The 22227-nt window shown below is 35.9% G+C and carries 27 protein-coding genes and 1 pseudogene; 17 read left to right on the forward strand and 11 right to left on the reverse strand.

Annotation, left to right across the window (positions count from 1 at the left end; genetic code table 11):
* Nucleotides 1-72 precede the first annotated feature (72 nt).
* From JK629_RS06965 to JK629_RS06985, 6 genes are all read left to right on the forward strand, one after another.
* Entirely contained in the window at nt 73-909 is an 837-nt protein-coding gene (locus tag JK629_RS06965; RefSeq protein WP_154192228.1) for a DUF932 domain-containing protein, read from the forward strand.
* A 159-nt stretch (nt 910-1068) separates the two neighbouring features.
* On the forward strand, nt 1069-1836 hold the full coding sequence (locus tag JK629_RS06970; RefSeq protein ID WP_154192226.1) for a DUF6577 family protein: 768 nt from the start codon (nt 1069-1071) through the stop codon (nt 1834-1836).
* Nucleotides 1829-2932: a nucleotidyl transferase AbiEii/AbiGii toxin family protein gene (locus JK629_RS06975; protein ID WP_154192224.1), complete on the forward strand. Its 1104-nt coding sequence runs from the start codon at nt 1829-1831 to the stop codon at nt 2930-2932. Before JK629_RS06970 ends, JK629_RS06975 begins: the two co-directional genes overlap by 8 nt.
* Before the next feature lie 2 nt (nt 2933-2934).
* The gene (locus JK629_RS06980; protein WP_154192222.1) at nt 2935-3756 is read left to right on the forward strand and encodes a hypothetical protein; all 822 of its coding nucleotides are present in this window, start codon (nt 2935-2937) and stop codon (nt 3754-3756) included.
* A 595-nt stretch (nt 3757-4351) separates the two neighbouring features.
* Nucleotides 4352-4519, forward strand: coding sequence for a hypothetical protein (locus JK629_RS15495; RefSeq protein ID WP_154192220.1), 168 nt, complete (start codon nt 4352-4354; stop codon nt 4517-4519).
* 278 nt (nt 4520-4797) lie between these two features.
* Nucleotides 4798-5082 carry a hypothetical protein gene (locus JK629_RS06985; protein ID WP_026754827.1) on the forward strand — a complete coding sequence of 95 codons (285 nt, stop codon included), beginning with the start codon at nt 4798-4800 and terminating at the stop codon, nt 5080-5082.
* A 144-nt stretch (nt 5083-5226) separates the two neighbouring features.
* Here JK629_RS06985 and JK629_RS06990 read toward each other — a convergent pair whose 3' ends face one another.
* Entirely contained in the window at nt 5227-5439 is a 213-nt protein-coding gene (locus JK629_RS06990) for a hypothetical protein (RefSeq protein WP_047418756.1), read from the reverse strand.
* A gap of 123 nt (nt 5440-5562) precedes the next feature.
* Here JK629_RS06990 and JK629_RS06995 point away from each other — a divergent pair, with 123 nt between their 5' ends.
* The 9 genes from JK629_RS06995 (at nt 5563) to JK629_RS07035 (ending at nt 11819) form a co-directional block, all read left to right on the forward strand.
* Nucleotides 5563-5709, forward strand: a complete 147-nt coding sequence (locus tag JK629_RS06995) for a hypothetical protein (protein ID WP_166517889.1) — start codon at nt 5563-5565, stop codon at nt 5707-5709.
* A 10-nt stretch (nt 5710-5719) separates the two neighbouring features.
* Complete coding sequence (locus tag JK629_RS07000; protein ID WP_026754828.1) at nt 5720-6064, forward strand: single-stranded DNA-binding protein; 345 nt, start codon at nt 5720-5722, stop codon at nt 6062-6064.
* Between the two features lie 75 nt (nt 6065-6139).
* The gene (locus tag JK629_RS07005; protein ID WP_037348909.1) at nt 6140-6484 is read left to right on the forward strand and encodes a single-stranded DNA-binding protein; all 345 of its coding nucleotides are present in this window, start codon (nt 6140-6142) and stop codon (nt 6482-6484) included.
* A gap of 82 nt (nt 6485-6566) precedes the next feature.
* Nucleotides 6567-6947, forward strand: coding sequence for a DUF6876 family protein (locus JK629_RS07010; RefSeq protein WP_026754829.1), 381 nt, complete (start codon nt 6567-6569; stop codon nt 6945-6947).
* 11 nt (nt 6948-6958) lie between these two features.
* Nucleotides 6959-7156 carry a hypothetical protein gene (locus JK629_RS07015; protein ID WP_026754830.1) on the forward strand — a complete coding sequence of 66 codons (198 nt, stop codon included), beginning with the start codon at nt 6959-6961 and terminating at the stop codon, nt 7154-7156.
* Between the two features lie 440 nt (nt 7157-7596).
* On the forward strand, nt 7597-7977 hold the full coding sequence (locus JK629_RS07020) for a BfmA/BtgA family mobilization protein (protein ID WP_008610923.1): 381 nt from the start codon (nt 7597-7599) through the stop codon (nt 7975-7977).
* 11 nt (nt 7978-7988) lie between these two features.
* The gene (mobB, locus tag JK629_RS07025) at nt 7989-9020 is read left to right on the forward strand and encodes a MobB family relaxase (protein WP_154192216.1); all 1032 of its coding nucleotides are present in this window, start codon (nt 7989-7991) and stop codon (nt 9018-9020) included.
* 9 nt (nt 9021-9029) lie between these two features.
* Nucleotides 9030-10610 (forward strand): type IV secretory system conjugative DNA transfer family protein, encoded by a 1581-nt coding sequence (locus JK629_RS07030; RefSeq protein WP_154192214.1) that lies wholly within the window; start codon nt 9030-9032, stop codon nt 10608-10610.
* A gap of 177 nt (nt 10611-10787) precedes the next feature.
* The gene (locus JK629_RS07035) at nt 10788-11819 is read left to right on the forward strand and encodes an AAA family ATPase (protein ID WP_154192212.1); all 1032 of its coding nucleotides are present in this window, start codon (nt 10788-10790) and stop codon (nt 11817-11819) included.
* Here the strand turns inward: JK629_RS07035 and JK629_RS07040 are convergent.
* Nucleotides 11816-14272, reverse strand: coding sequence for a S8 family serine peptidase (locus JK629_RS07040; protein ID WP_026754834.1), 2457 nt, complete (start codon nt 14270-14272; stop codon nt 11816-11818). The genes JK629_RS07035 and JK629_RS07040 overlap by 4 nt on opposite strands.
* A gap of 71 nt (nt 14273-14343) precedes the next feature.
* Here JK629_RS07040 and JK629_RS15700 point away from each other — a divergent pair.
* Both JK629_RS15700 and JK629_RS15505 read left to right on the forward strand, forming a co-directional pair.
* Nucleotides 14344-14613 (forward strand): annotated as a pseudogene (locus JK629_RS15700) (ATP-binding protein); the annotation flags it as partial.
* 2 nt (nt 14614-14615) lie between these two features.
* Nucleotides 14616-14918, forward strand: coding sequence for a winged helix-turn-helix transcriptional regulator (locus JK629_RS15505; protein WP_225626176.1), 303 nt, complete (start codon nt 14616-14618; stop codon nt 14916-14918).
* A gap of 26 nt (nt 14919-14944) precedes the next feature.
* Here JK629_RS15505 and JK629_RS07050 read toward each other — a convergent pair whose 3' ends face one another.
* Genes JK629_RS07050 through JK629_RS07090 form a run of 9 tightly spaced genes read right to left on the reverse strand, consistent with a single transcriptional unit; the run spans nt 14945 to nt 22192 of the window.
* Nucleotides 14945-15310, reverse strand: coding sequence for a nuclear transport factor 2 family protein (locus JK629_RS07050; protein ID WP_026754835.1), 366 nt, complete (start codon nt 15308-15310; stop codon nt 14945-14947).
* Nucleotides 15311-15317: 7 nt separating this feature from the next.
* Complete coding sequence (locus JK629_RS07055; protein WP_154192210.1) at nt 15318-16175, reverse strand: DUF4138 domain-containing protein; 858 nt, start codon at nt 16173-16175, stop codon at nt 15318-15320.
* Between the two features lie 29 nt (nt 16176-16204).
* On the reverse strand, nt 16205-17134 hold the full coding sequence (gene traM, locus JK629_RS07060; RefSeq protein ID WP_154192208.1) for a conjugative transposon protein TraM: 930 nt from the start codon (nt 17132-17134) through the stop codon (nt 16205-16207).
* A 50-nt stretch (nt 17135-17184) separates the two neighbouring features.
* Nucleotides 17185-17799 (reverse strand): conjugal transfer protein TraK, encoded by a 615-nt coding sequence (locus tag JK629_RS07065; protein ID WP_154192206.1) that lies wholly within the window; start codon nt 17797-17799, stop codon nt 17185-17187.
* A gap of 12 nt (nt 17800-17811) precedes the next feature.
* The gene (locus JK629_RS07070; protein ID WP_111877874.1) at nt 17812-18654 is read right to left on the reverse strand and encodes a hypothetical protein; all 843 of its coding nucleotides are present in this window, start codon (nt 18652-18654) and stop codon (nt 17812-17814) included.
* A gap of 2 nt (nt 18655-18656) precedes the next feature.
* The gene (locus JK629_RS07075) at nt 18657-19226 is read right to left on the reverse strand and encodes a conjugal transfer protein (protein WP_154192205.1); all 570 of its coding nucleotides are present in this window, start codon (nt 19224-19226) and stop codon (nt 18657-18659) included.
* 4 nt (nt 19227-19230) lie between these two features.
* Nucleotides 19231-21633, reverse strand: coding sequence for a TraG family conjugative transposon ATPase (locus tag JK629_RS07080; protein ID WP_154192203.1), 2403 nt, complete (start codon nt 21631-21633; stop codon nt 19231-19233).
* Nucleotides 21620-21904, reverse strand: coding sequence for a hypothetical protein (locus JK629_RS07085; protein ID WP_031427462.1), 285 nt, complete (start codon nt 21902-21904; stop codon nt 21620-21622). The genes JK629_RS07080 and JK629_RS07085 overlap by 14 nt, the downstream gene beginning before the upstream one ends.
* Nucleotides 21905-22192 carry a hypothetical protein gene (locus JK629_RS07090; protein WP_008610937.1) on the reverse strand — a complete coding sequence of 96 codons (288 nt, stop codon included), beginning with the start codon at nt 22190-22192 and terminating at the stop codon, nt 21905-21907.
* Between the last annotated feature and the right edge of the window lie 35 nt (nt 22193-22227).

Genomic DNA, 22227 nt, shown 5'->3' on the forward strand with positions numbered 1-22227 from the left:
TTCCTTTTGAGCCGAGATTTTATCTTCCGTTTGGGTTTAGCTTAAATATTGTTTAATCTAAATTCAAATATTATGTATTTACAAAATTTACAACAAGATGAAATCTTCGTTTCCAATGAAATGAAGTCTTTGAGAAGTATAACTCAAATGGAATCCAGAAGAGGGCTTGAAAACGCCATAATTTCCAATGGTAAAATTGTCAATGTAGTCTCGAACAGCTATGGCCACATTCCAAATCAATTGTTCTTCAAGAAAGCTGAAGAAATGCTGACCGATGCACAATTGAACTTCCATAAACGCACCATCAACAAAAATGACAGGTCGTTTATTACCGACTTTATCATCGACGACAAAAGCCAGTTTACGGTCAAGAACCATAAGGACTTGATACTGCCGATGCTTCGGTTCAAGAACTCTTATGACGGTAGTGAAAAGACCTCGGGCCACTTCGGGTTTTATAGAAAAGTATGTTCCAACGGCCTGCACGTTTCCCAAGCGGAAATCGAGTTTTCTATCAAGCACAGTAAGAACAATACACACCTGATTATGCCCAGGTTGAGCAATCTGTTCGATAAGTTTCTGGACAATGAATTCTATACCATTACCAAGAAATTCGACAAAATGAAGGAATTTAAAATCATCGATACGCAAGAGTTCGTAAAGGCAATTCTTGACAGGACGAAACTGTTCCGATACGAATGTAGCGACAAGAACAGCGACCCTTCAAAAAAGTCTCGTGAAGTTATTGAGATATTGAACTATGAAGCCTTGTTGCTTAACGAAGAGCCTAATCTCTGGTTAGGCTACAATGCGTTCAATGCAGTATTGCACCATACGTTGAAGAAAACTTTTACCCAACAGGAAAGGTTGGATAAAAAGCTGTTTGATGAAATATATGAAATGGCATAGGCTATTAAAGGTTTATCCAGTACCTACTTAAACTGGGTTTTTTATTTTAAAAGTATTACAAAATCAAATATTTACCATTTTATTCATATAGTGGTAATAATTAGTTTTCAAATATTCGCCACTTTTTTGTACTTTTGGCAAAGTTTTGATATAAAGATTATGCCAAAAATTGTAGAAAATAAGCTTATAGAAGCATTTAAGGAGCGAAGTTCCTTTGATAGGGACGAACTATTTCAGTTCTATTTGGACTTTGAACCGCATTTGAAGGAAAGTACATTTAGTTGGCGCATTTACGACCTGAAGAAAAAAGACATCATCAAAACTATTGGTCGTGGATTGTATGTTATATCCTATAAACCCAAGTATAGACCAGTACTGTCTGATAGTGTTCTAAAAATAGCAAGTAAGACCAATGAACGGTTTGAGGAAATCCAATATGCTATATGGGAAAACCAATGGCTAAATGAATTTACTCTGCATCAAGTATCCAATCAAATGATTGTAGTAGAAGTGGAAAAAGAATTTACAGAATCACTATACTATTATCTAAATGATTCCTTGAAAATGGATTTTTTCTTGAATCCCGATGACAAGGAAATTGAATTCTACATTTCCGAGAGTGCTGTCCCCGTGGTCATAAAACGTCTCGTCACAAGAGCACCGATAAGTAAATTGAAAGATAAAAAAAATGTAGTTCCAGTCGCCACGCTTGAAAAAATAATGGTGGACTTGTTTGCCGATGAAAACCTGTACCATTTTTACCAAGGCTCTGAACTCATAAATATTTATGAAAAGATACTTGAGCGATACAGTATTAATTTCACAAAGCTCTTTAGCTATGCGAAAAGACGAAAGAAAGAACAGGAAATCAAGCAATTTATGAATAACCACATACCAAATATTTTAGAGGACATAATCAATGATTGAAAACAAAAGCTTCACAAAAGAGTGGCTGGATATTTTCCGAGCAAAAAAAGAACACAAAGGCATTAATGTGACCATTTTGGAAAAAATGGTTCACGCATTTTCTTTATTAGAACATCTAAAAATAGAAGGACTTAATTTTGTCTTTAAAGGCGGCACTTCACTCGTGCTTTTACTTGAAGAAGGCAATCGGTTTTCAATAGATATCGACATCATTTCAAGTCTAAAACGTGACGCATTGGAAAAAATCCTTGATACAGTTGTTGCCAACTCACATTTTAAAAGCCACACTTTGAATGAACGCAGAAGCTACAAAGAAGGCGTGCCAAAGGCACATTATACTTTTGAATTTGATTCGGTTTACAACCCAAACGTTCCAGGAACCATTCTGTTGGATATTCTTTTTGACAGCCCGCATTATCCAGAGCTCATAGAATCTTCCATTGAAATTCCTTGGCTATCGGTTAATGAGCCTATAATATCAATTACCACACCTTCGGTAAATTCCATCTGTGGCGATAAGCTTACTGCTTTTGCACCAGAAACTATCGGTATTCCATATTACAAACAAGACCAGCTTTTTGCAATGGAAATCTGCAAGCAGTTGTTTGATTTAGGTAAACTATTTGAAAACATTACCGATATAAGCATAGTGAAGAAAAGCTTTTCCTCTTTCGCGAAAGCTGAACTATCCTATAGAAGTTCTGATGAAAATTTCAACAAAAGAAATCTTACGGAAACAGAGGTGCTGTGGGATTCCATAAACACTTGTGCTATAATTTCAAAAAGGGAACGAAATTCCACCGCTGAAACAAAAAAGAAATTTGAAGATTTAAACCGTGGTATTCGCAGTTTTGGTAGTGCATTTCTAATGACGGGACATTTTAGGATAGAAGAAGCAATGGCAGCTTCGGCCAGAGTTGCTTATTTGAATGCAATCTTATTGCAACCAAAAATTATAGACATTGAATATTATGAGGGACAAGATATAAGCGAGCTTACTATTGAAAAAGCAGATTGGGCATACCTGAATAAATTGAAACGCCAGCCGGATAAGTCCATATTTTATTATTGGTACAAGGCGGTGGAATTGTTATAAATATGAAAAAAAGAAAAAGAGTTAAAACTAAAATGATTGAATTTAGAAACCCATACCATATTGAACCACCAGGGGCTTTACGTGAGATATTATCACATCCAGCAAATGAAACTGAAGTAATTGAACTTGCAGTATTTCAAGAACATCGGTATGCATTCTTCTACTGGAATAAATGGGTACGGAAAAACGAAGGTAATAATCCGCCTTGTCTAATTTCATTAGATTGGCACCAAGATTTATGCTATCCCTGTGAAACAGAAAGGAAATGGTTAGATAATTTGGATTTAGAAAGTGATGCGGAAGTATCTTTGTTTTCGTGGGCAAAACTCAATGGTCTTAATGATGGCCATATTTTAAGTGCAGCCTATCTCAATTTGATTGGGGATATTTATGTGCATTGTAGACAAGAGCTTGGTCAGAACACTTGGAAAGATGAAGAACTGATTGATACCTATGGAAACAGCCACGCAATCAAAAAATTCAAAACGTATGAAGCCTTACAAGATGCACTATTGAATTCTTCAGAAACATCCGTGTTTTTTGATATTGATTTGGACTTCTTTTCAGTAAAGAATGGCTTAAGTGATGGTTCATTTGAATTTACCTACTTACAGGAAGAAGAAATACGAAAAATGCTAAACAAGGATAATCCATTAATTAACTGGATTTTTAAACGTATAAAAGGTTTCACAATTGCCACTGAACCAGAACATTGCGGTGGACTTTTAAGAAGTAATAAGTTTCTTGATTTAATTAGCGAAATCTATTTCAGTCCAGAATTGTTTGCACCTAAATGTAATTGGAAATGGAAACCTAAATATTGATGATGAATTGAATCGACATTAATATTGCCATTCAGCCCATTCCCCTGCATTCCGCAAAAAGCTTCATTTCGGTAAATACGCTTCATTATAAAGGTCTTGGACACAACTTCAAATCTTCCGATTTCCATTGCGCTGAACCTGCCATAAAAATGGCAGAATCGCTTCATTCCCAATCTACATCTTTAAAGTCAAGTCCGCTTTAAGCCCTACTAAATAAGGATAATTTGTTTTCATAATCCAGTAAGCACATTCCCCTGCATTTCGCGAAAAGCTGCATTCCGAGAAAAGAGCTTACCTAAAAAGGTCTTGGACACAATCCCCAATTTTGACTTTCCATTCCGTTAACTCGATCCGCTGCGCTGGAACGGAACACTTCATTTCCAAGCCAAAATCGTGAATTAAGTCCGCTAAAAATAACATAAATAATCAATCAATATCGGCGCAAAGGTAAACTCGTAAAATACACCCATCAAAAGACTACGGCATAAAGCCATCGCACCATCCTACGCTTATTTATTCCGTTTCCTTTTGAGCTGTGATTTTAGCTTCCGTTTGGGTAATGCTCAAATATTGTTTAACTAAAATATATAAAATTATGAAACAATTATCTGTAAAACCCAGCATTTCATTAAAAGAAGCGGAAGAACATTATCAATTGAGTAGTGAAAATTACACAATTGATAGTGCAGAGACTCATTTAGCTTATTACAGAGATAAGCATCAGCTGTACTACCGAACACTTTTAAATCATTATTCAAACTAAAACCTCACATTATGGAAAATTTTAATTTTGTACAACTTGATTTTGGATTCGAGTGTGAACCCGAATCTACACAGAAAAAATCATCGAAATCAAACAAAAAGCGAAGTAACGATTTCGTTTTTAATTTTATGGATTGTCTCACCAGTCCCATCATTGTCTTTAAATCTGCTTGGAAAGATACAATACCAAGAGACATACTTAAAAACATAAAATTATCACGACTATTATGTTCAATGCAACAAGAAGAAATGGCATCGCTTACATAAACTTTAGCATATATGATGCCCAGAACTTATGAAGCACCAATGCCTACCGAATGGGTAAATATTTATACTTGGCTAGGTCTTCAGTATGCAATTCAGTTTAAGAATAGTGGCCAATTGAATGCAATGACTGAAATCGCACCAAGCAAACTTTCAGAATATGAAATGGGACGTTTGAATAGTTTGAGAAGTTGGATTTATGATAAAAGAAGAAAGGCTTTAAAAGATAGATTAAAAATAGCTGAAAAATCAGAAACAAAAATATTATCTGAAAATCAAAAAATACTTTTTGAAGAGTGAGCTAACTATTCACCCTTTTATTTAATACGAGTTTCATAAGCCATTCAGCACATTCCCCTGCATTTCGCGAAAAGCTACATTTCGGGAAAAGAGCTTCACTACAAATATCTTGGACACAATCCCCAATTTCGACTTTCCATTCCGTTAACCCTTCCCGATTCTCTGGGAAGGAACACTACATTTCCAAGCCAAAATCGTGAATAGCGTCCGCCAAATCGGAATTCCATTTAATGATTTGGTGTCGCTTCCTACGTTTTTATACTTCACAAAAGCTTTTAGACCTACATCCGCACCCTCGCTGTTATACCCTTTTTTTGCCAGCAAAATACCAACATTTTGAACTTGAACAGACTGCATAAAACGTTCTCGCTGCGCTTCACTTTTTATAAGTCCTTATCAATTCAAAATCTTGAAAATGTATCAGCAACAAAAAAAGGTAACAGCGAGGGCGCTATGGGAAGTAAATCTAAAATGAATCTTATGAAATCTTACAAAAACATCAAAAAGGAAGCGACACCAAAAAAAACAAAAAAGGAAAACGCTCAAGATATAATAAGTAAATCACTTCAAAAAAATATAACAATAAACTGTCTGAATGGTTCAGATAGCATTTTAATTAATCTTTAAATATTTTATTATGAGTACTTTAAAAAATCACGTACAGTTAATCGGAAACGTTGGACAAGAGCCAACCATTACAAACCTTGAAAGCGGTAAAAAAGTAGCCCGTTTTTCACTCGCTACTAATGAGTATTACAAGGATGCCAAAGGCGAAAAACAAACAGAAACCAATTGGCATACCGTTGTGGCTTGGGGCAAGACTGCCGAAATTATCGAAAAATTTGTAGGTAAAGGCAAGGAAGTAGGTGTTACGGGAAAATTGAAATCCCGAAGCTACGAGGACAAAGAGGGTATCAAGCGATTTGTTACCGAAATCGAAGCAAATGAAATCCTTTTACTTGGAAGTAAAAATGACAAGTAATTCTTAAAAATTAAAGAGGGCGTTCCTCTCGAAAGTTGCGCCCTTTTTTCATTAAAAATCTTTAAAATTTTTATTATGAAAACTATTAAAAATCACGTTCAGTTAATCGGGAACTTTGGGCAAGACCCACAGGTTACAAATCTTGAAAACGGAAAAATTGTGGCGCAGTTCTCAATGGCTACAAATGAAAATTACGAAGACTCAAAAGGGCAGAAGCAATCGGAAACCCATTGGCATAGTATTGTGGCTTGGGGAAAACTTGCTTCAATCATTGAGAAATATGCAGTAGTAGGAAAACAAATTGCCATTGCGGGCAAATTGGCGCAACGCTCTTATGAAACCAAGGAAGGCGAAAAACGATACTATACCGAAGTTGTAGCAAGGGAAATTCTTTTGGTCGGGTCTAAAAATGGTAAGTAACCATAAAAATCCAAGAGGGCACAGATACCAGTTTTCAATTAGTTCGTGCCCTCTTTTAATTATTCACTTAAATAAATGAACAATGAAAGCACAAGTTAACGAAATAAAAGAAGGATTGCAACATTTTCACGGTACGGAAATGTTCTATCAAATCCCATTATTAAGAACACGTTTTACAGACGGACTAAAATATCTTGCTAATGTAGCAGATTGTTTTTGGCTCATTACGGACACTTCCGTAATTGCAAAAAGTCTGATGAACCGAAGCGAATTTGTTACCATCGACTTTAAAAGATTACCCGAAGATGAACAAGTCGTTACAGGCTACGAAGCTGAAATTATTTATACCGATGGCAACGATAATGTTCTGGAAAAACACGGCTATCGGGCAACCCATTTTCCGCTCGATGAATTGCGTTTATTTTTTGTAAATGATACGCTGATGTTACCAAGCGAATACTAAAATTTAAAGCTATGGTTTATCTAAATTTTACAGACTTGAGCGAGGAGGCTCAAAACCGTCTTTTAGAAAATTCTAAAAAAGATGTGGAACGAAAATTTGGCGATGATATTCGCAAATACGTAAGGGAAAATTATACCTGTTTTGAAACGATGATAGAGGAAGAAGCATTACGAAATTTATATTCCTATAAGTTCATATTCAACATCTAATTTTCTAAACTTAATAATCAAGCACCTCTAAATTTTGGAGGTGTTTTTGTATGCAATTAATTTCAAGTCGAGAAAAAAGCGTATCTTTATTTCGCTGAAATTCAGCTCACATAAATTCATATAGTTATCCCATTTTTAACTTTCGCTGATAGCTGTATCCATCTATATTTTACATTGAGGAATTTTCGAATTCCTAAAAGGCAATTGGCTTTTTAGCCAGATTGTATGAAATTTTTGTTCGCCTGTGGCGAACGAAAAGGAATAGCAAGAGGGTAACGGGCAGAGCCACGTTACATATTTCTTTTAGCGTATAATCCATTAATTTTCAAATACTTGAAAATTAATGGATTATATAAATTTCTTCGATTTGCGTCAAATGCCCCCACACAGTCTGTAAACAGGGATGGATTTACGTCAAACACAAAAAAAAGCGAAAAAAAATGGATTCATTCATCACCATCAGGTTCAAAAGGAAAACTGCCAAACGTTTTCAGGAATTTTCAAAGACACACTTCAAGACCCATACCGAAGCAATGGAAAATATTCTTGATTTTTTCTTCTATAACGAGATATCCCCAAAGGAAAAATTGGGTCCGACAGGGCGAACCATCGAAGCCAAACTATTAAAAAGAATCAATGCAGTAATCGCTATAATGAGGGATGTTGAAAAGACCCAAACCAAGCCCACGGTCGCAATGATTCAATCCCTTTTTGAGACAGAACAGCCAAACAAAAAACCGCTGATTTTGGAAAAGAAATATGCCGAAGAAAAAAAGGAAGTACGCTTCCGTGAAAAACAAAATCCAAGTAACCAACTGTAAATTTTTGAGCTATGTATATTACAATCTCACCTCAAAAAATAGGAGGTAATTATTCTAAAAGTTCGGCTGATTTTGTTGGCTATCTGGAGAAGGAAAACCAAGGATTGGAACAACAGGATATGGAGCATTTTTTTAACCAATATGGCGACGAGATTTCAGCAGAGGAAGTGGTCAAGGAAATTGATGGCAATACGGCAAAACTCGAAAAGCACGAACCACGGTTTTATTCCATTACCGTAAGCCCATCTAAATACGAACTGAAACGGTTGCAGAACCATAGTGAGGATTTGCAAAAATACACCCGTGAGATTATGAAGGATTATGTGGCTTCATTTAATCGCGAAATCAATGGGCGACCCATTACAATCGATGATATAAAATACTATGCTAAAATTGAACACCAAAGAGCCTTTAAAGGAACGGACTTTCAGATAAAAGAAAACCAACCGTATGCCACAAAAATACTTCAACTAAAAACTGAAATCCGAAATGTGCAAGATGGACGAGCAGAAGGGAATGTGAAAAAATTGGAAAAAGAAATAGGGAAACTCGAAAGAGAAGCCCCACACCAACAGAACGGAAAACGAATCGTACAAGGAATGCCAAAAGCAGGAAACCAAAGTCATATCCATATAATTGTGAGCCGTAAGGATGCTTCCAATAAATTCAGCTTGTCCCCAGGAAGTAAGTACAAAGCTTCCGATGTTGAATTAAATGGTAAAACGGTAAAACGGGGATTTGACAGAGATGGATTTTTTACAAAAGCAGAAAAGACTTTTGACAAGACTTTTGACTATCAAAGGAACTTCGCCGAAACCTATAAAGCAAGAAAGGATTTCATCAAGAATCCGAAAATCTATTTTGCTTCATTAATGAAACTGCCCACCAACGAAAAAGCATTGGCGTTCAAAATAATGGGGAAAAGTGGCATCCCGATGATGCCGAGTATTCCTGTTACACAGGCACAATTGGCGATGAAAATTTTTAATAGTCTACGACGTGGTGCGGAAGTAGCCATTAAATCGAGTTCCATCGGAATCTAATTTAAAATTATGCAAATGGACAATCTCGTAACTGTACTTTTTATTATTGGTTTGGCCAGTAGTGTTTTCTATGGAATATTTCGGATAAGCAGATATGCATTTGTCGTCAATTTTCTGTTGATTGGCGCACTTGTATATTATTTAAATGAACAATTACCATTGGTGCAAGTAGCACTTTACTTGGTTTGTCCTCTGATATTAATTAATATAGGAATGTATGTATTCTTGCATAAAACGGACGAGCCTAAAAGTGGAAATGCCAAATATCAGGTCAACTTTGCCACTACAAAAGGTAACTTCAAACTGGATAACATCAAACGTGGTGCATCTATAATCGGTTCTGCGGGAAGTGGAAAGACCGAAAGTGTAGTCTATGGTTTTTTGAAACACTTCGAAAAAGAAGGGTTTTGCGGTATTATTCACGATTACAAAGATTTTGAACTGACCGAAATAGCTTATCCACTCTTTAAGGATGGCGATATCCCTTTTAAGGTCATTTCCTTCGATAAAATCATCCATAGGGTAAATCCTATTGCGCCACGCTATTTAGAGAACGAGGAAAGCGTAAATGAGGTTTCAAGGGTATTAATTGAAAACCTTTTAGAACAAAGGGAATCAGGAACAACCGGAACAACTAAATTTTTCAATGATGCTGCGGAAGGCTTGATTGGTGGATTGATTTGGAAATTGAAAACGACCTATCCACAATTCTGTACCCTTCCACACTTAATTGCGGTTTATCAATATTTGGACACGGAAAGCCTTATCCGATTTTTGGAAACCAATACGACATCGAGGGCAATGGCAGATGCTTTTATTAGTGGAAAGGATTCTGAAAGACAGACCGCAGGAGTAAAAAGCACCTTGGCCAATGCTTTGAAACGAATTAGTACACAGCGCATTTTTATGGCGTTGTCTGCGGACGAAGTTCCTTTAAATATAAATAGTCCAGAAAACCCCTGTGTGATTTCAATAGTGAACAATCCAAAATTTGAAACATCTTATTCGCCTGTAATAGCGACCATCATTCATACGATTACAAAGCAAATGAGCATTCGGAATTCTAAACCATCTTTTCTATTGATGGAAGAAGCACCAACCATTCGTTTATTGAATATGCATCGTATTCCTGCGACACTTCGAAGCTATAATATTTCTACGATTTATGTGATGCAGGACAAAATACAAAATGATATGATGTATGGGGACAAGGCAAGCAAAGCGATTTTAAGCAATCTATCCTATCAATTTTTCGGTAAAGTCAATGACCCAGACACCGCAAAATATTACGAACGGTTTTTTGAAATTATTAAGGATCCTACCAAAAGTATAAGTCGTGGGCATAATCTCGATTTTGATACTCGAATTACAACTGGAGAAAAAGAAATACCAAAAATTAGGGCAGATGTCTTTTTCAGATTGAAACAAGGCGAATTTATAACCTATGCAGATGGAAAGGATAAAAAGATACAGTTCAAGTTAGCCAATATTAAAAGAGAGTTTCCGCAAGAATCGAAGCAGTATTCTCAGTTTGATTTGGAAGCTAATTTTGAACGGGTTTATGAGGAGGCGCAGTCGATATTTGGGTAATGGGTTATATTGAATATTAATTTATTGTTGGGGCATTTCATTGAGGATTTTTGTTTTAATTCCTTAATACACTTTTATTTAACTGAAATACAATAAGATGAAGATTCTTTAAAGAGTAGTATAATACTAAACTATCAGCATAATTCGTTATATTTGTATAAAATTTACCAGAACGATTTGAGCCAATTTGATTACATAAAAGAAATAGCGAAGTATGGTTTGGAAAACGACCAGGAACGCTTATTGACTGTAATCAACGAGCTCGTTGAGCATTCTAAAAAGACTAAAAAAGTGAATTTTGCAATTCAATTGCAATCTATCCTTAAAGAGTCTATGCGACAACAGAGCACTAATAATTTGACTAAAGTTGGTTCTGATTCTTATTATCAGCGTCTTGATGATCGTGACATTCAAGATTTAATTCTTGAAAAAATCACTTCAGATTATTCTTTAGAAAACATTGTTGCAGATGATGTCGTAATGGGAGAACTAAAACACTTTATTGAAGAACACGATAAAATTGAATTGCTTCAAAGATTCAATCTTCCCGTTTCAAATAAATTACTTTTGCACGGACCTTCTGGTTGTGGTAAAACACTAGCCTCTTACGTGATTGCCGGCGAACTCAATAAAATGATGGTAGTTGTTAATTTGGGAGCAATCGTCTCTTCTAAATTAGGCGAAACAAGTAAAAATCTTTCTAAAATATTTAAAAAGGCAGCTCTTGAAGACTGTATTATTTTTATTGATGAATTTGATAGTTTAGGAAAAATCCGTGATTATAGTCAAGACCACGGCGAAATGAAGCGTGTGGTCAATACTATCCTTCAGTTATTTGATTATTTACCTCAAAGCAGTATTGTTATTGCTGCCACGAATCAAAAAGAAATGTTAGATTCAGCTCTGACGAGAAGATTTGATAATATAATAGGATTTTCTTTACCCAACACACAACAAATTAAAAACCTGGTTGAACTAACATTAAGTAAGAGTGGGTTTTTATTCAGTAACAAGAGTGAGGCAACTAAAATTATGAAGATGTGCGAAGGCTTGTCCTATTACAGTATTCAGAAAACACTGCTCACTGCATTGAAGAGAAGTCTGTTTAAGCATAGTGATAGAGATATAAAGTCAATTACTAAAATTGATAGCCATATTTGGAAATCTCTTGTTATTGCAGAAAAGAAATCACTTGACATAAACGCTTAAACTTCTCCCTCTAAATCAGCTTCGGCTTCGGCTATATTTATTACTTCCACATTATTAATTGCTCTTAACTCGTCGTAGAGTCTACCAGTATTAGCTCTTAATGTTTCTTCAATTTTAAGAACAAGTGAGAAATTAAATTCTGTTGGATAATTCTCAACCTGGGACGCCATAATCTGATTAGATAATAATGCTTGTACAGCCAGTTTAAAGGTTTTACCCTCACTACGCAATTGTGCAACGTCAATATTGAATTCAATTTTCTGAACATTACTGTAAGGAGCGGGCGTTGATTTATCTCTAGCGGATTGTGACCAACTTAAAGTGGTACGTAATTTCGAATTTAACTCTCGCTGTACTCGGTTAATATCATCAGATGAATGATTTTTAAAAACACTAAATGCCATATGCACTGGACAATAGGTTAATTGATTATGCTGTAATGGCAAAAAGCTGAAACACAACGTAGCGGTCACTTTAAGAATGCCATTAATTTTACCAAGATTCGTTGAAATTAAATAGTCTGGAAAGTTAACAGGGTAAATTTTCTGTTCACCACTTTGGATATAGTCCTCAAGAATCATTGTAGCGCTATTCTCATCTGAAAAAATAGTATTATCTGCATCAATGAGTCCATAACCCGAAGTTCTGTTTAGCAAAGGTTTGTTTGCATCGGGATACACAGTGTTTTTTAATGTAGCCCCATTAATTATCAATGCTTTTAATGTTTGTGACTTTAAATCCGGATATGCAATTTTAAGCTTTGCAGCAAGATTAGCAGTTAACGGGGCAGCTAGACTTGTCCCAACTTCTTTTGTGTATCCTAAAGCAGGGTTAGATGATAATACAGACATTGCAGCATTATCCATAAAATCTATTGTGGTAGGATTGTAGAATCCATAATCACCACCACTTTCAATAACGTCAGGTTTAAAAAGATTTTTATTTCGTTTTTTAACAGAATAGATGGCAGCAAGATCAATGTGGTCTTTACGAGTATAAATAGCAGGAAACTCTTTTCCTGATGAAATACCGTTAAATACACCGTTATATAAGCCATCTGCAGCTGCTCCTACAGTTACATTATTCATAGAATCTGCTGGCGTATTTAAATTTGTGTGCTCATTGTCAAAGTAATTTAAGTCATAATCAACATTTTCATTCATTGCTTGAACATTGTTTCCAACGCTTATAAAAATTAAACTATCGGTTTCATACGCAAACTTGTCAAGTTCGTAGGTGTAGTTAGAAAATGTTTCATTCGTTTTCTTATGAGTTTTATAACAAATTGTTAAGACGAAAATACCTAAATGAGGATATTTATTTTTCGCTTTATACAGTAGTTCAATTACCTTTTTTTCAGAAAGATAGCCATCACCACTACCAATTAATTTTATAGAAAGCAACTTGGCATCTGCATTTATTTCACCTTCAAAATTATTACTATGATTATGTCTTCCTAGTGCTGCCAATGCTCCAACCATTGTACCGTGTCCATCGTTTCCACAGTTGTCTATTAATGGATTGCCGTCTAATGTAAAGGTGTCATCCTGTAATGTAATACTTGAAAGTGGTGTTTGCATACTTATACCAGTATCCAAAATTCCAATTAATGGAAGATCCTCATTTGCATTTGCAATTTCAAAACCAAAAGCCCTACTTGGTATGTTGTATACCCCTGGCCGCACTACTCCCGAAAGGGAAGACGTAATGCTCTCAATAACATCGAAGTTTTGAGCAATAGCAATAAGTTCATTTAAGGTAGTGTCGTAAAGCTCTAATCTATTTGACTCTCTATCAATTTCATAAACAATGAGATGATCTTTTAAGTAAAATTCCAGTGCTTCAATAATCCCATTTTCAACGGCAGGACTCGCAGGTAGTTCTATGGTTTTAAGTATGACAACATTACCAATATTATCAGCATCTACTTGCAGCACATCACTTAATGTGAGAAGCTTAAAGTTTTTTACAAAAAGTATATTTTTATTATAAACTGCTTGCGCGTTATTTTCTAAACCTCTATTAATTAATCCTTCAACACTTGTTATAAAGACTTGAAATTTGTCACGATCTGAAATAGAGAATAATGCCGTTCTATTATAGTTTGTGAAGCTTACTCCTTCAAGGCCAAATGTATCGTACCAAATGCTATAATATTTCTCCAAATGAAATTGCCCCATAAAATCAACTTCTATATAGTCTACGTCATAAGGTACATTAATGGCCTTGTTTTTTGCAATTGCTTTCACTTCGAGGTCACTTCGGTACGATTGTAAATCTTCCCGAAAAGCTCTTGCCATAAATATGTAATTCGGCTCTGGGTTTGCTTCATCATCATTGTTTCCGAAACCGTAATTGAACTTTACTTGTCCAGATTCTTCTAGCTGTCTATCTGCTATAATTCTTAAGTGATTTCTGTTTGGCATAAAGGCTTCTATGTTGGTAATTGTCAAAAATAGTAATATTGTTTGCCTTTATTATAAAAATCTATATTTCTCTTTAGTTTGTAAGTTATTATGGCAAAATCATTAATGCAATTGTTCATAATGACTACACCAATGAAATCGCCCCAAAGTTTGAAATTTTTGCAGATAGAATTGAAATCACATCGGCCGGTGGTCTGCCAGAAGGATTAAGCAAACAAGAATTTTTCGAAGGCTTTTCAGTTCCAAGGAACAAGGAACTAATGCGAATTTTTAAAGATTTAGAACTGGTAGAGCAACTAGGTTCCGGCATTCCTCGAATCTTAGAATACTATGGAAAAGATAGCTTTAGTTTTTCAGATAATTTTCTAGAATGACTCTTATTGCTAAAGAAGCTGTTACAGAAGCTAATGAAAAGGCTAAAGAAGAAGGTGGTGTAACAGGTGGTGTAACAGGTGGTGCAATTGATGCAACTAAAGCACTAACTAAAAGACAAAAAGAAGTTATTAAACTTATAGCAAACAATACTACTATTACCTATACTGAAATAGCTGAAGCTTTAGGTATCAATGAATCTGCTGTTGGCAAACACATTACAGCTATTAAAAATAAAGATTTTTTAGTGCGTCACTGCGAGACAGGGGGCTATTGGGAAATTAAACTCGAAATGAATTAATTAAATTTAAAATAGAATTTCTTTTTTTAAAACGGCCCTTTATCCCTCGGCCCATTATGCGTTACCTTCCATTCGCCATCTTCTTGAATCAGTTTAAAAACACCCGGTTTTTGGTCGTAAGAAGTTGAATATTTTACCCAAGCCACCTTGCCATCCATAGCTTCATCCACCACTTTAAAATTAGCTTCTGAATCTTTATCTTCAGTAAACATTGCTTGAATGCTTGAAAGGTTTGCATAGCCTTCCGCAGTTGTATGCTTTTTTAAGGTAGCTTCATCGCCGTGATAAAAACTTTCGGCAACAACTTTGGCAGTTTCAGAAGGGGAAAGATTCTTGTTTTCTGAACAGGAGAAGAACAACAATAAGAACGAGCAAATGACTAAATTTTTCATAACGTTACTAATTTGGGTTATTGATATGACTATGTGATATTTTCAGTTTAATATTGCGTTCACCATCTTTTTCGTGCAATTCCAAAATTGCTCTGCGGTCATTGGATAATGAAAACTTTGGTATTACATATACAAACCGAACTGTTTCATTTTCCTTTATTTTGGAAGGCTGATTGTATTTAAATAATGGTTCTTGATACAAACGTTGTAACGATTTCTTTTTTCCCTTTTGTCTTGTTTCAACCGAGAGTTTTAAGAAATTCAAATCATAATCCAAAGTAGAATTATTCTTAATCTCGATGACGAAGTAAAGTTCTTCCGTATCAAAAACAATGTTCTCAACGCTCAAAACTATTCCTTCGGTTCGCTTTTTAATCCTACCTACACGTTGCTTTCTTTCAAGAAGGTAAGAACTGAATTTCTGGTAATAATAATTTTTATTATCAATTTTACTTTCAGCAGTAGCAACCGAAATAGAATCATTCATTATTGGTCTTTCGTTCCCAATACTACTTGACTTCGGAATGAAATAATTGAACTTGGTTAAATTCTTTTTATACCTTACAATATACGAAAAAATTGAACCATCTCTATTGACTATCAGAAGATTGCTTTCTTTTCCAGGCTTTGCTTGAAGCAAACCGAAATACTGCTCTTTTTCTCGGTTATACGTAAATATAAAATTGTCCGAACCGGTTATGCCTTGCCGAATAGGCTCTGGAAAAAACAGCGCAACATTTTTAGTGTCATTCGCATAGATGGTATCTATTACGATTGTTTCTTGTGCTGTTACCTGCGCCCAACAAAGTCGAGGTACAAAAGTTGCAACAGCTATAAATAATGAAGTTATGATATATTTTTTCATAATAGTGAATTTTTGAGAACCTGTTAGATTCATAGTTTTGGTTTTAGAATAAGCTTATAATTGTTCAACACGGTCACTTTAATGCTTCGATTTTTCCGTTTTAGGATTTTAGTAATACCACCAACTTCGGGAACACTCGGAATATTGATATCGCCTATAACATCGTCCAGAACCTCCGTGGTAATTTCTGATCTAAAATTGTTTTGTACATAGATGCCCTCACTACCATCCTGTAAATCGAAAGCTTTGAGTTTAGTAGGATGATGTCTGATATTCTCGATTTCTATTAAAGCGCGATTGGGCTGAAAACTGATAAATCCAAAAACGAGTGTGTTTTTTGGCATTTGTTTATTGTTAATCATTGCAGCCTTGGTAAGTCGCATCCGCAATCGGGAATTTGCTTTTACTACTTGGTCGCCATCGACTACCACGTAGATTGTTTCATCCGTATTCCCGATGATTGAAATGTCGTTTGGTTTTGGAGAAGCAGCAAAAAATAATTGATGTTCCAGGCCCAATTCTTTGGCTTCAATTTTCTGTTCTCTTTTTATGTCTGCGGAATCTACTTCTTGAACTTTTTTGGGAGCTGTTCTTCTTTTCCCAAGATTCTGATAGGTCAAATCAGAATATTTGATTTTTCCAGCTGAATAGATGCTATCCACGATACGTTCTTTTTCACGTTCAGGCAAATCTGCACTATAAAAGCCAAGGGAATCAATCAGTTTTTCATCATAGATACTCGGAGCATTGTTTTCACGTACTTCCTTTAAATCATTGATGGCATCCAGTTTGGAATCGTATTCTTTTTGATTTTCTTCCAAATCTGGTATTTGGGTCTGTTCGAGGTTTTCATTTTCACTTTCATCATCTCCCATTACCATTACAGAGTATGATATCAGGAAAATGAAGATTACTGCCAAAACCGCAGCAAAAACTATTTTATTCTTTTCTACTTTCATAATCGTGGTTTATAAATGCCGATTACCTGGCTGCCGGCAGGCAGGTCGGCTCAATTTTCATTGTTCAGTTTTTTTAAGGTGTTTTCAAAATAATCTGTTATCAATAATCCGTGTGGATTGTTCGGGAAGTTCCGATTGACCATAATGAGGTTTCCAGTTGAAACCAGTTCGTAGGTGTCAATTATAGAGCCTCTATTGATTTCAAAAATGGTTGTTGTTGTAAAACTATAAGAACCATTATTTTCAATTATCCTTGAATCGATGCTCAACACTTTTTGAACCAACGAATACTGTAATAAGCGGTTGTAAACGCCATCCGCTTTTTTCTGGCGGTACAGATTGTCAACTGAACTATTGCCCAACCAAAGCGCTTTTTCCAAGTTCCGTTCATAGTTGCTTGCATCGATGTTATAGAAGTAATTGTGGAACAGTTCCAAATGCGCCAAAGCTTCAACCCTGAAATTTTCCTTTTGGGTAACGAGTTTAAGCGGAATGATGCTACCATCGGTGTTGATGGCGAATGCACTATTGAGTGCATTTTGGTTAGTTCTAAATGCTATCCAAACGGAAAATGTACTCGCCAAAAAGGCAAACACTACGACTGCCAAAACGATGAACCTATTTAATTTTAGGATGCTATAAATATTCTTATAAGGTGTTTTCATTCTGATTTTGCTTTAGTTGGAAAATAATCTTAACGTGAAGGACGTGGCACGTCTATATAATTTGAATTTCAGGAAAACAATGAAGCCTACTGAACCAAGTTGTACAACAGGAGCAAAGAAACCTTGGCCTACATCTGTTCCAAAAAGATTATTCCAAAAGTTTGTGTTGATTTCTGTATATAGCGCATTAACAAATACGTTGACCAAAAAAAAGGCTGGTACGAGCATATAAACCGCTGCATACAATTTGAAAAAATTATAGGCGAGGGAACGGAATTTTTCAAATACAGCTAAACTGATGACCAACGGAAAAAATGCCTGCATAATCCCCAAAAGGAAGAATCGTTCTGCTAAAAAGAGCGGATAAATGAACAGGTCTAAAATCCATAGGATAATCCCAATGATAAAGGCAAATATTTTGAACCCGTAAAGTGGCGTTACCAAAGCTTCATAAAGCAATGTCATTGCATTTTTTGCAGCATCAATTAGATTTACATCTTCCTCTATCGGAATGTCCTGCATTTGCAAAGGCAATAAAGCTGGTGCAGTTCCTCGATATTGTGCTTCTATAGAAACCAAGATGCCATCGAAAAAGCCTAACACTTGTGTCGAAAAAATGACCAAAAGGACTATGGCAAAATTCTTCGCTAATTCCCCAGGACTCAATCCCCAAGTGTAACCGTCCTTATCTGCAACACCTTCATTATACTTTTTAAGGATATTGACCAGAAAAAACAAAACAGCAAGCGTTTTCATTCCTGCAATAGTATATTGCGAGAAGCTGCTGTTTTGTATGGTCTGAAAAACCGTGTCTATATATTCCAGTCCAATCCCTAAAATGATTGTTGCGGTCATCCTTAATATTCGGTTTCTCGGTTATTGATTTTATCCTGCATTTTTCTGAAGGAAATAATATCCTTGTAGCGTTTCGTTTTGGCTTTGACATTGGAAACCATTTCCTTTGATTCCAGTTCTTTTTGTTTGAGGATTTCAGCACGTTCAGCGTCGCTCATTTTCAGATAATCGCTGCATAGGATTTCATCTATGAAATTCATTGTATCCAAAGAATTTTCTACAATGGCAGTGAATGATTCAGAAACCCTTGCAACTTCTTCGGGCTTGATGTAAGGGCTATCAAGAATGTCCTTTAAATCATCCTGCATCACATCAATGAGTCGCTGATTGTTACGGCCAATCTCACGAACGGCATTCAATTGCCTAACCACATCGTTGACCTTTTCAATGTTTTCTTTTGCTGTTTTTAAGAACTTGACAGTCTTGATAATGTTTGCGGTTTGCTTCCCAGATTCTAATAGTTGTTTTATTAAACTAATAAAATTGGTATTGTCATAAACTGGCATTCCCTGTGCTTTAATGTTCAAGCTGAACAGCAATGCCATTGCGAGTACTAAAATTTTTGTCTTCATAATATTATGTTTTAGATGTGAATTGAATTATTGCTTTTTTCATATCGTGATGCTCTTCGTAGAGCTTCATTATTTCTTCGTTTTCCTTTCCATCGGTCAAATAAGCTGCATACACTTCCTTTGGAACTTCAAGACGGAAAATGTTGCTTTCCCTCCCGATTTTGATAAACATTTCGGTGTACTTCCGTGGTCCGGAAAGATTGTTTTTAATAGACTTTAATTGGTTTAAGTCGTGGGTTGAAAAGTTGAGCCTTTTAACCAGTTCGTCATAGCCTTTTTCATTGTTCAGGCTATAAATGACCTGTGTGTTCTCCAAGATGCTTGCAGAAGTTGAATTGTTAGGAAGCTGATTGATGGATTGAAGGATAATCCCAATCGCACCGTTTTGTTTACGTATGGCTTGATAGTAAAATTCTACGCTTTCCAATACGTTTTCAAACTTCAGTTGCTTGGCGAACTCGTCGAATAGGATAATTCCTTTTTCAGCACGGTTTTTCCAAATGGTTCTTTGGATGGCGGACTTTATCAGCTTCAACATTACGGACAAGATTTCCTTGTTATCCTTGACTTCATCCAGTTCAAAAACAATCAATCGTTTGTCTTCAATTTTATAGGTCTGGTCTTCGCTCACTTCAAAAAGAAAACTATATAGACCATCGCCGACGTATTCAGACATTACGTGCAAAAAGCTTGTAACATTGAAGTAGTCGGGATGGATTTTTAAGGTGTTCAGAAGGTCTTTCTGATTCTTTTCTATAAAACTGTAGAAGCCTTCCAAAGAATGATTTTCAGAATTGCTATCGTAATAATAGCGCAATATCTTTTTTATGGAAACCGATTGTGCTTTGGTCACTTTTAAGTCCGATGCAAATAATTCAAACAGGAACACCGATAAGTCTTCCAATCTTTCAGGTGTCAGGTCATTTTGGTTACTGATGTAAAATGGGTTGATGCCTAAATTTTTTCCACTCTCATAACGAAGTACGGTATATTGTTCAGGATAGAGCTTTGCAAATTTGGTGTAAGAGCCACCCAAGTCGATAATGACCAGACGAACGCCACTTTCAAAATATTGGCGAAGGATGTTGTTGGCCAAAAACGATTTGCCTTCGCCCGTTGGTGCAAAAATGGCAAAGTTCCTTGCTTTAATTCGTTTCTTTTTTTCATCCCAAACATCCTTTAAAACAGGAATGTTATGCTCACGGTCGTTGAAGATGATTCCGGTAGGATCGCTTTTGTAATTGGTGTTATTGATGAACAGGCAAAGCGCGTGTTTTAAATCCGTTACATACAAATCGTTGTTCGAGAAATTGGACGAAAAACAGCAGTAACTGTTTAGGATATAATTCTTACGTTCTTCGCCTCTTGGATAGTATGGTATGATATCCAATTCCTTAAATTCGGTCTTTATTTTTGAAGTTATTTTGTCGAGCTCTTTAGCTTCTTTCGCCCAATAGACAATATTGAGATGACCACGGATGATTCGTGCATTATCATCGGCATTGATTTGGTCAAGAATGTGCTGGATTTTGCCAAGCACCACTTTATTCTGCGAACCGAAATTTGAACTTTTGTTGAGTTCCTCAATCTTCTTATCGAGCAGTTTACGCCATTTCTGTTTGTCATCCAGATACAAAATCTGATTGACAATGTGATTCTCGTTAAGCGTAAGCCCTAAGCCATCAATAAACCCTTGATGAAACACAAAATCGTCAGAAGTGAATTTCTCATTGGTTTTGCTACTCTGTACACTTTCGCCAAAGCACAGTTCGCTGTTGATGGCCAGGGCATCAAAATGGTTTTCGCCAATATTGACGCTTTTTTTGTCCAGTAAAATATCGGTATCGTAGCCTTCATTAAAGCCATTGAAATAGGCACTTGTTAGTTGCTGTATCTCTTCCGCTTTAAGCGAAACAAAATCCATCTTTCGGCTATTATTGATGAAGGAAACCGAATCGCTAACCGAGTTTACAAAGCTTTTAATATTGTCATCCAGTTCCTGTACGATTCCTTTTGAAACTTTTCTGAAAGGGTTGACGTATTTCGGATTGTTGAGTGCCTTATTTTTGGTCAATATGAAGAACAAATAGCAGCTGTGCTCGATATGTCCACGACCTTTAAAATGCTCGTGGGTAGCTTTTTCCAAAAAGGTGGAATTCGGAAGTTGTTCTGAAGAATAGGATTTCTTCAAGTAGATATCCTGTTTATGAACCACAGTACCAACTGGCAAAGACTTTAATGCCTGAAACCAAGCACCGTGCATATCTTCAAAATCCTTTTCAGACAACGAGTATATTTCCGGCAGATTTCCTTTGTAGCACAAAATAACATTGCCATTATTGGCAAATACGATATTGTCCTGAATATCTACGATGGGTTGATATGCCGAAAGGTTAATCTTGTTCATAATCGAAGCCAGAATTTCTTTTGTTACTAATGATTTTTGGAAAAGCCTTAGCCATTTGGAATAGTTGTGGATTGTGGGCTATTCTCGTCAGCGCCACATAAAGGGAAGCGTTGAAAACCAACACACCTATTATTATCCCAAAGCTGAAAGAGAAGATGATGATGAGCAACGAAGCCAAAATAGAAACCATCATCAAAGCAAACAGGGAAATGGGCAGCCCAAAAATGACCGCCCTTTTCCTGATGTTTTTATAGACTTCGAACCGTTTCATTTATACAACGATTCCTATTAGGTAAGTAAAGATTCCGACTACTGCACCTGCAATCAATACAAATACTAAAACTCGGGTAATCCCCTTTTTTAAATCTGCATTTTCCCCAAAAAAATGTCCTGCGTTAAACAGGAAACCTACAAGGAAGATTACACCGAGAAGTATTGGAAAAATAGTTCGGATAGTGTCGCCTACATCGTTAACTGAATCTTCAATGCCACCAATTTGAGCAAAAAGCGAAGTGGATAAGAGCGAAAGAATGGATGCTAAATAGTGTGATTTTTTCATAACGGAACAGTTTAAATTTTTGGTTCATTTTCGTT

The sequence above is a fragment of the Aequorivita iocasae genome, assembly GCF_016757735.1.
GTDB classification, from domain to species: Bacteria; Bacteroidota; Bacteroidia; order Flavobacteriales; family Flavobacteriaceae; genus Aequorivita; species Aequorivita iocasae.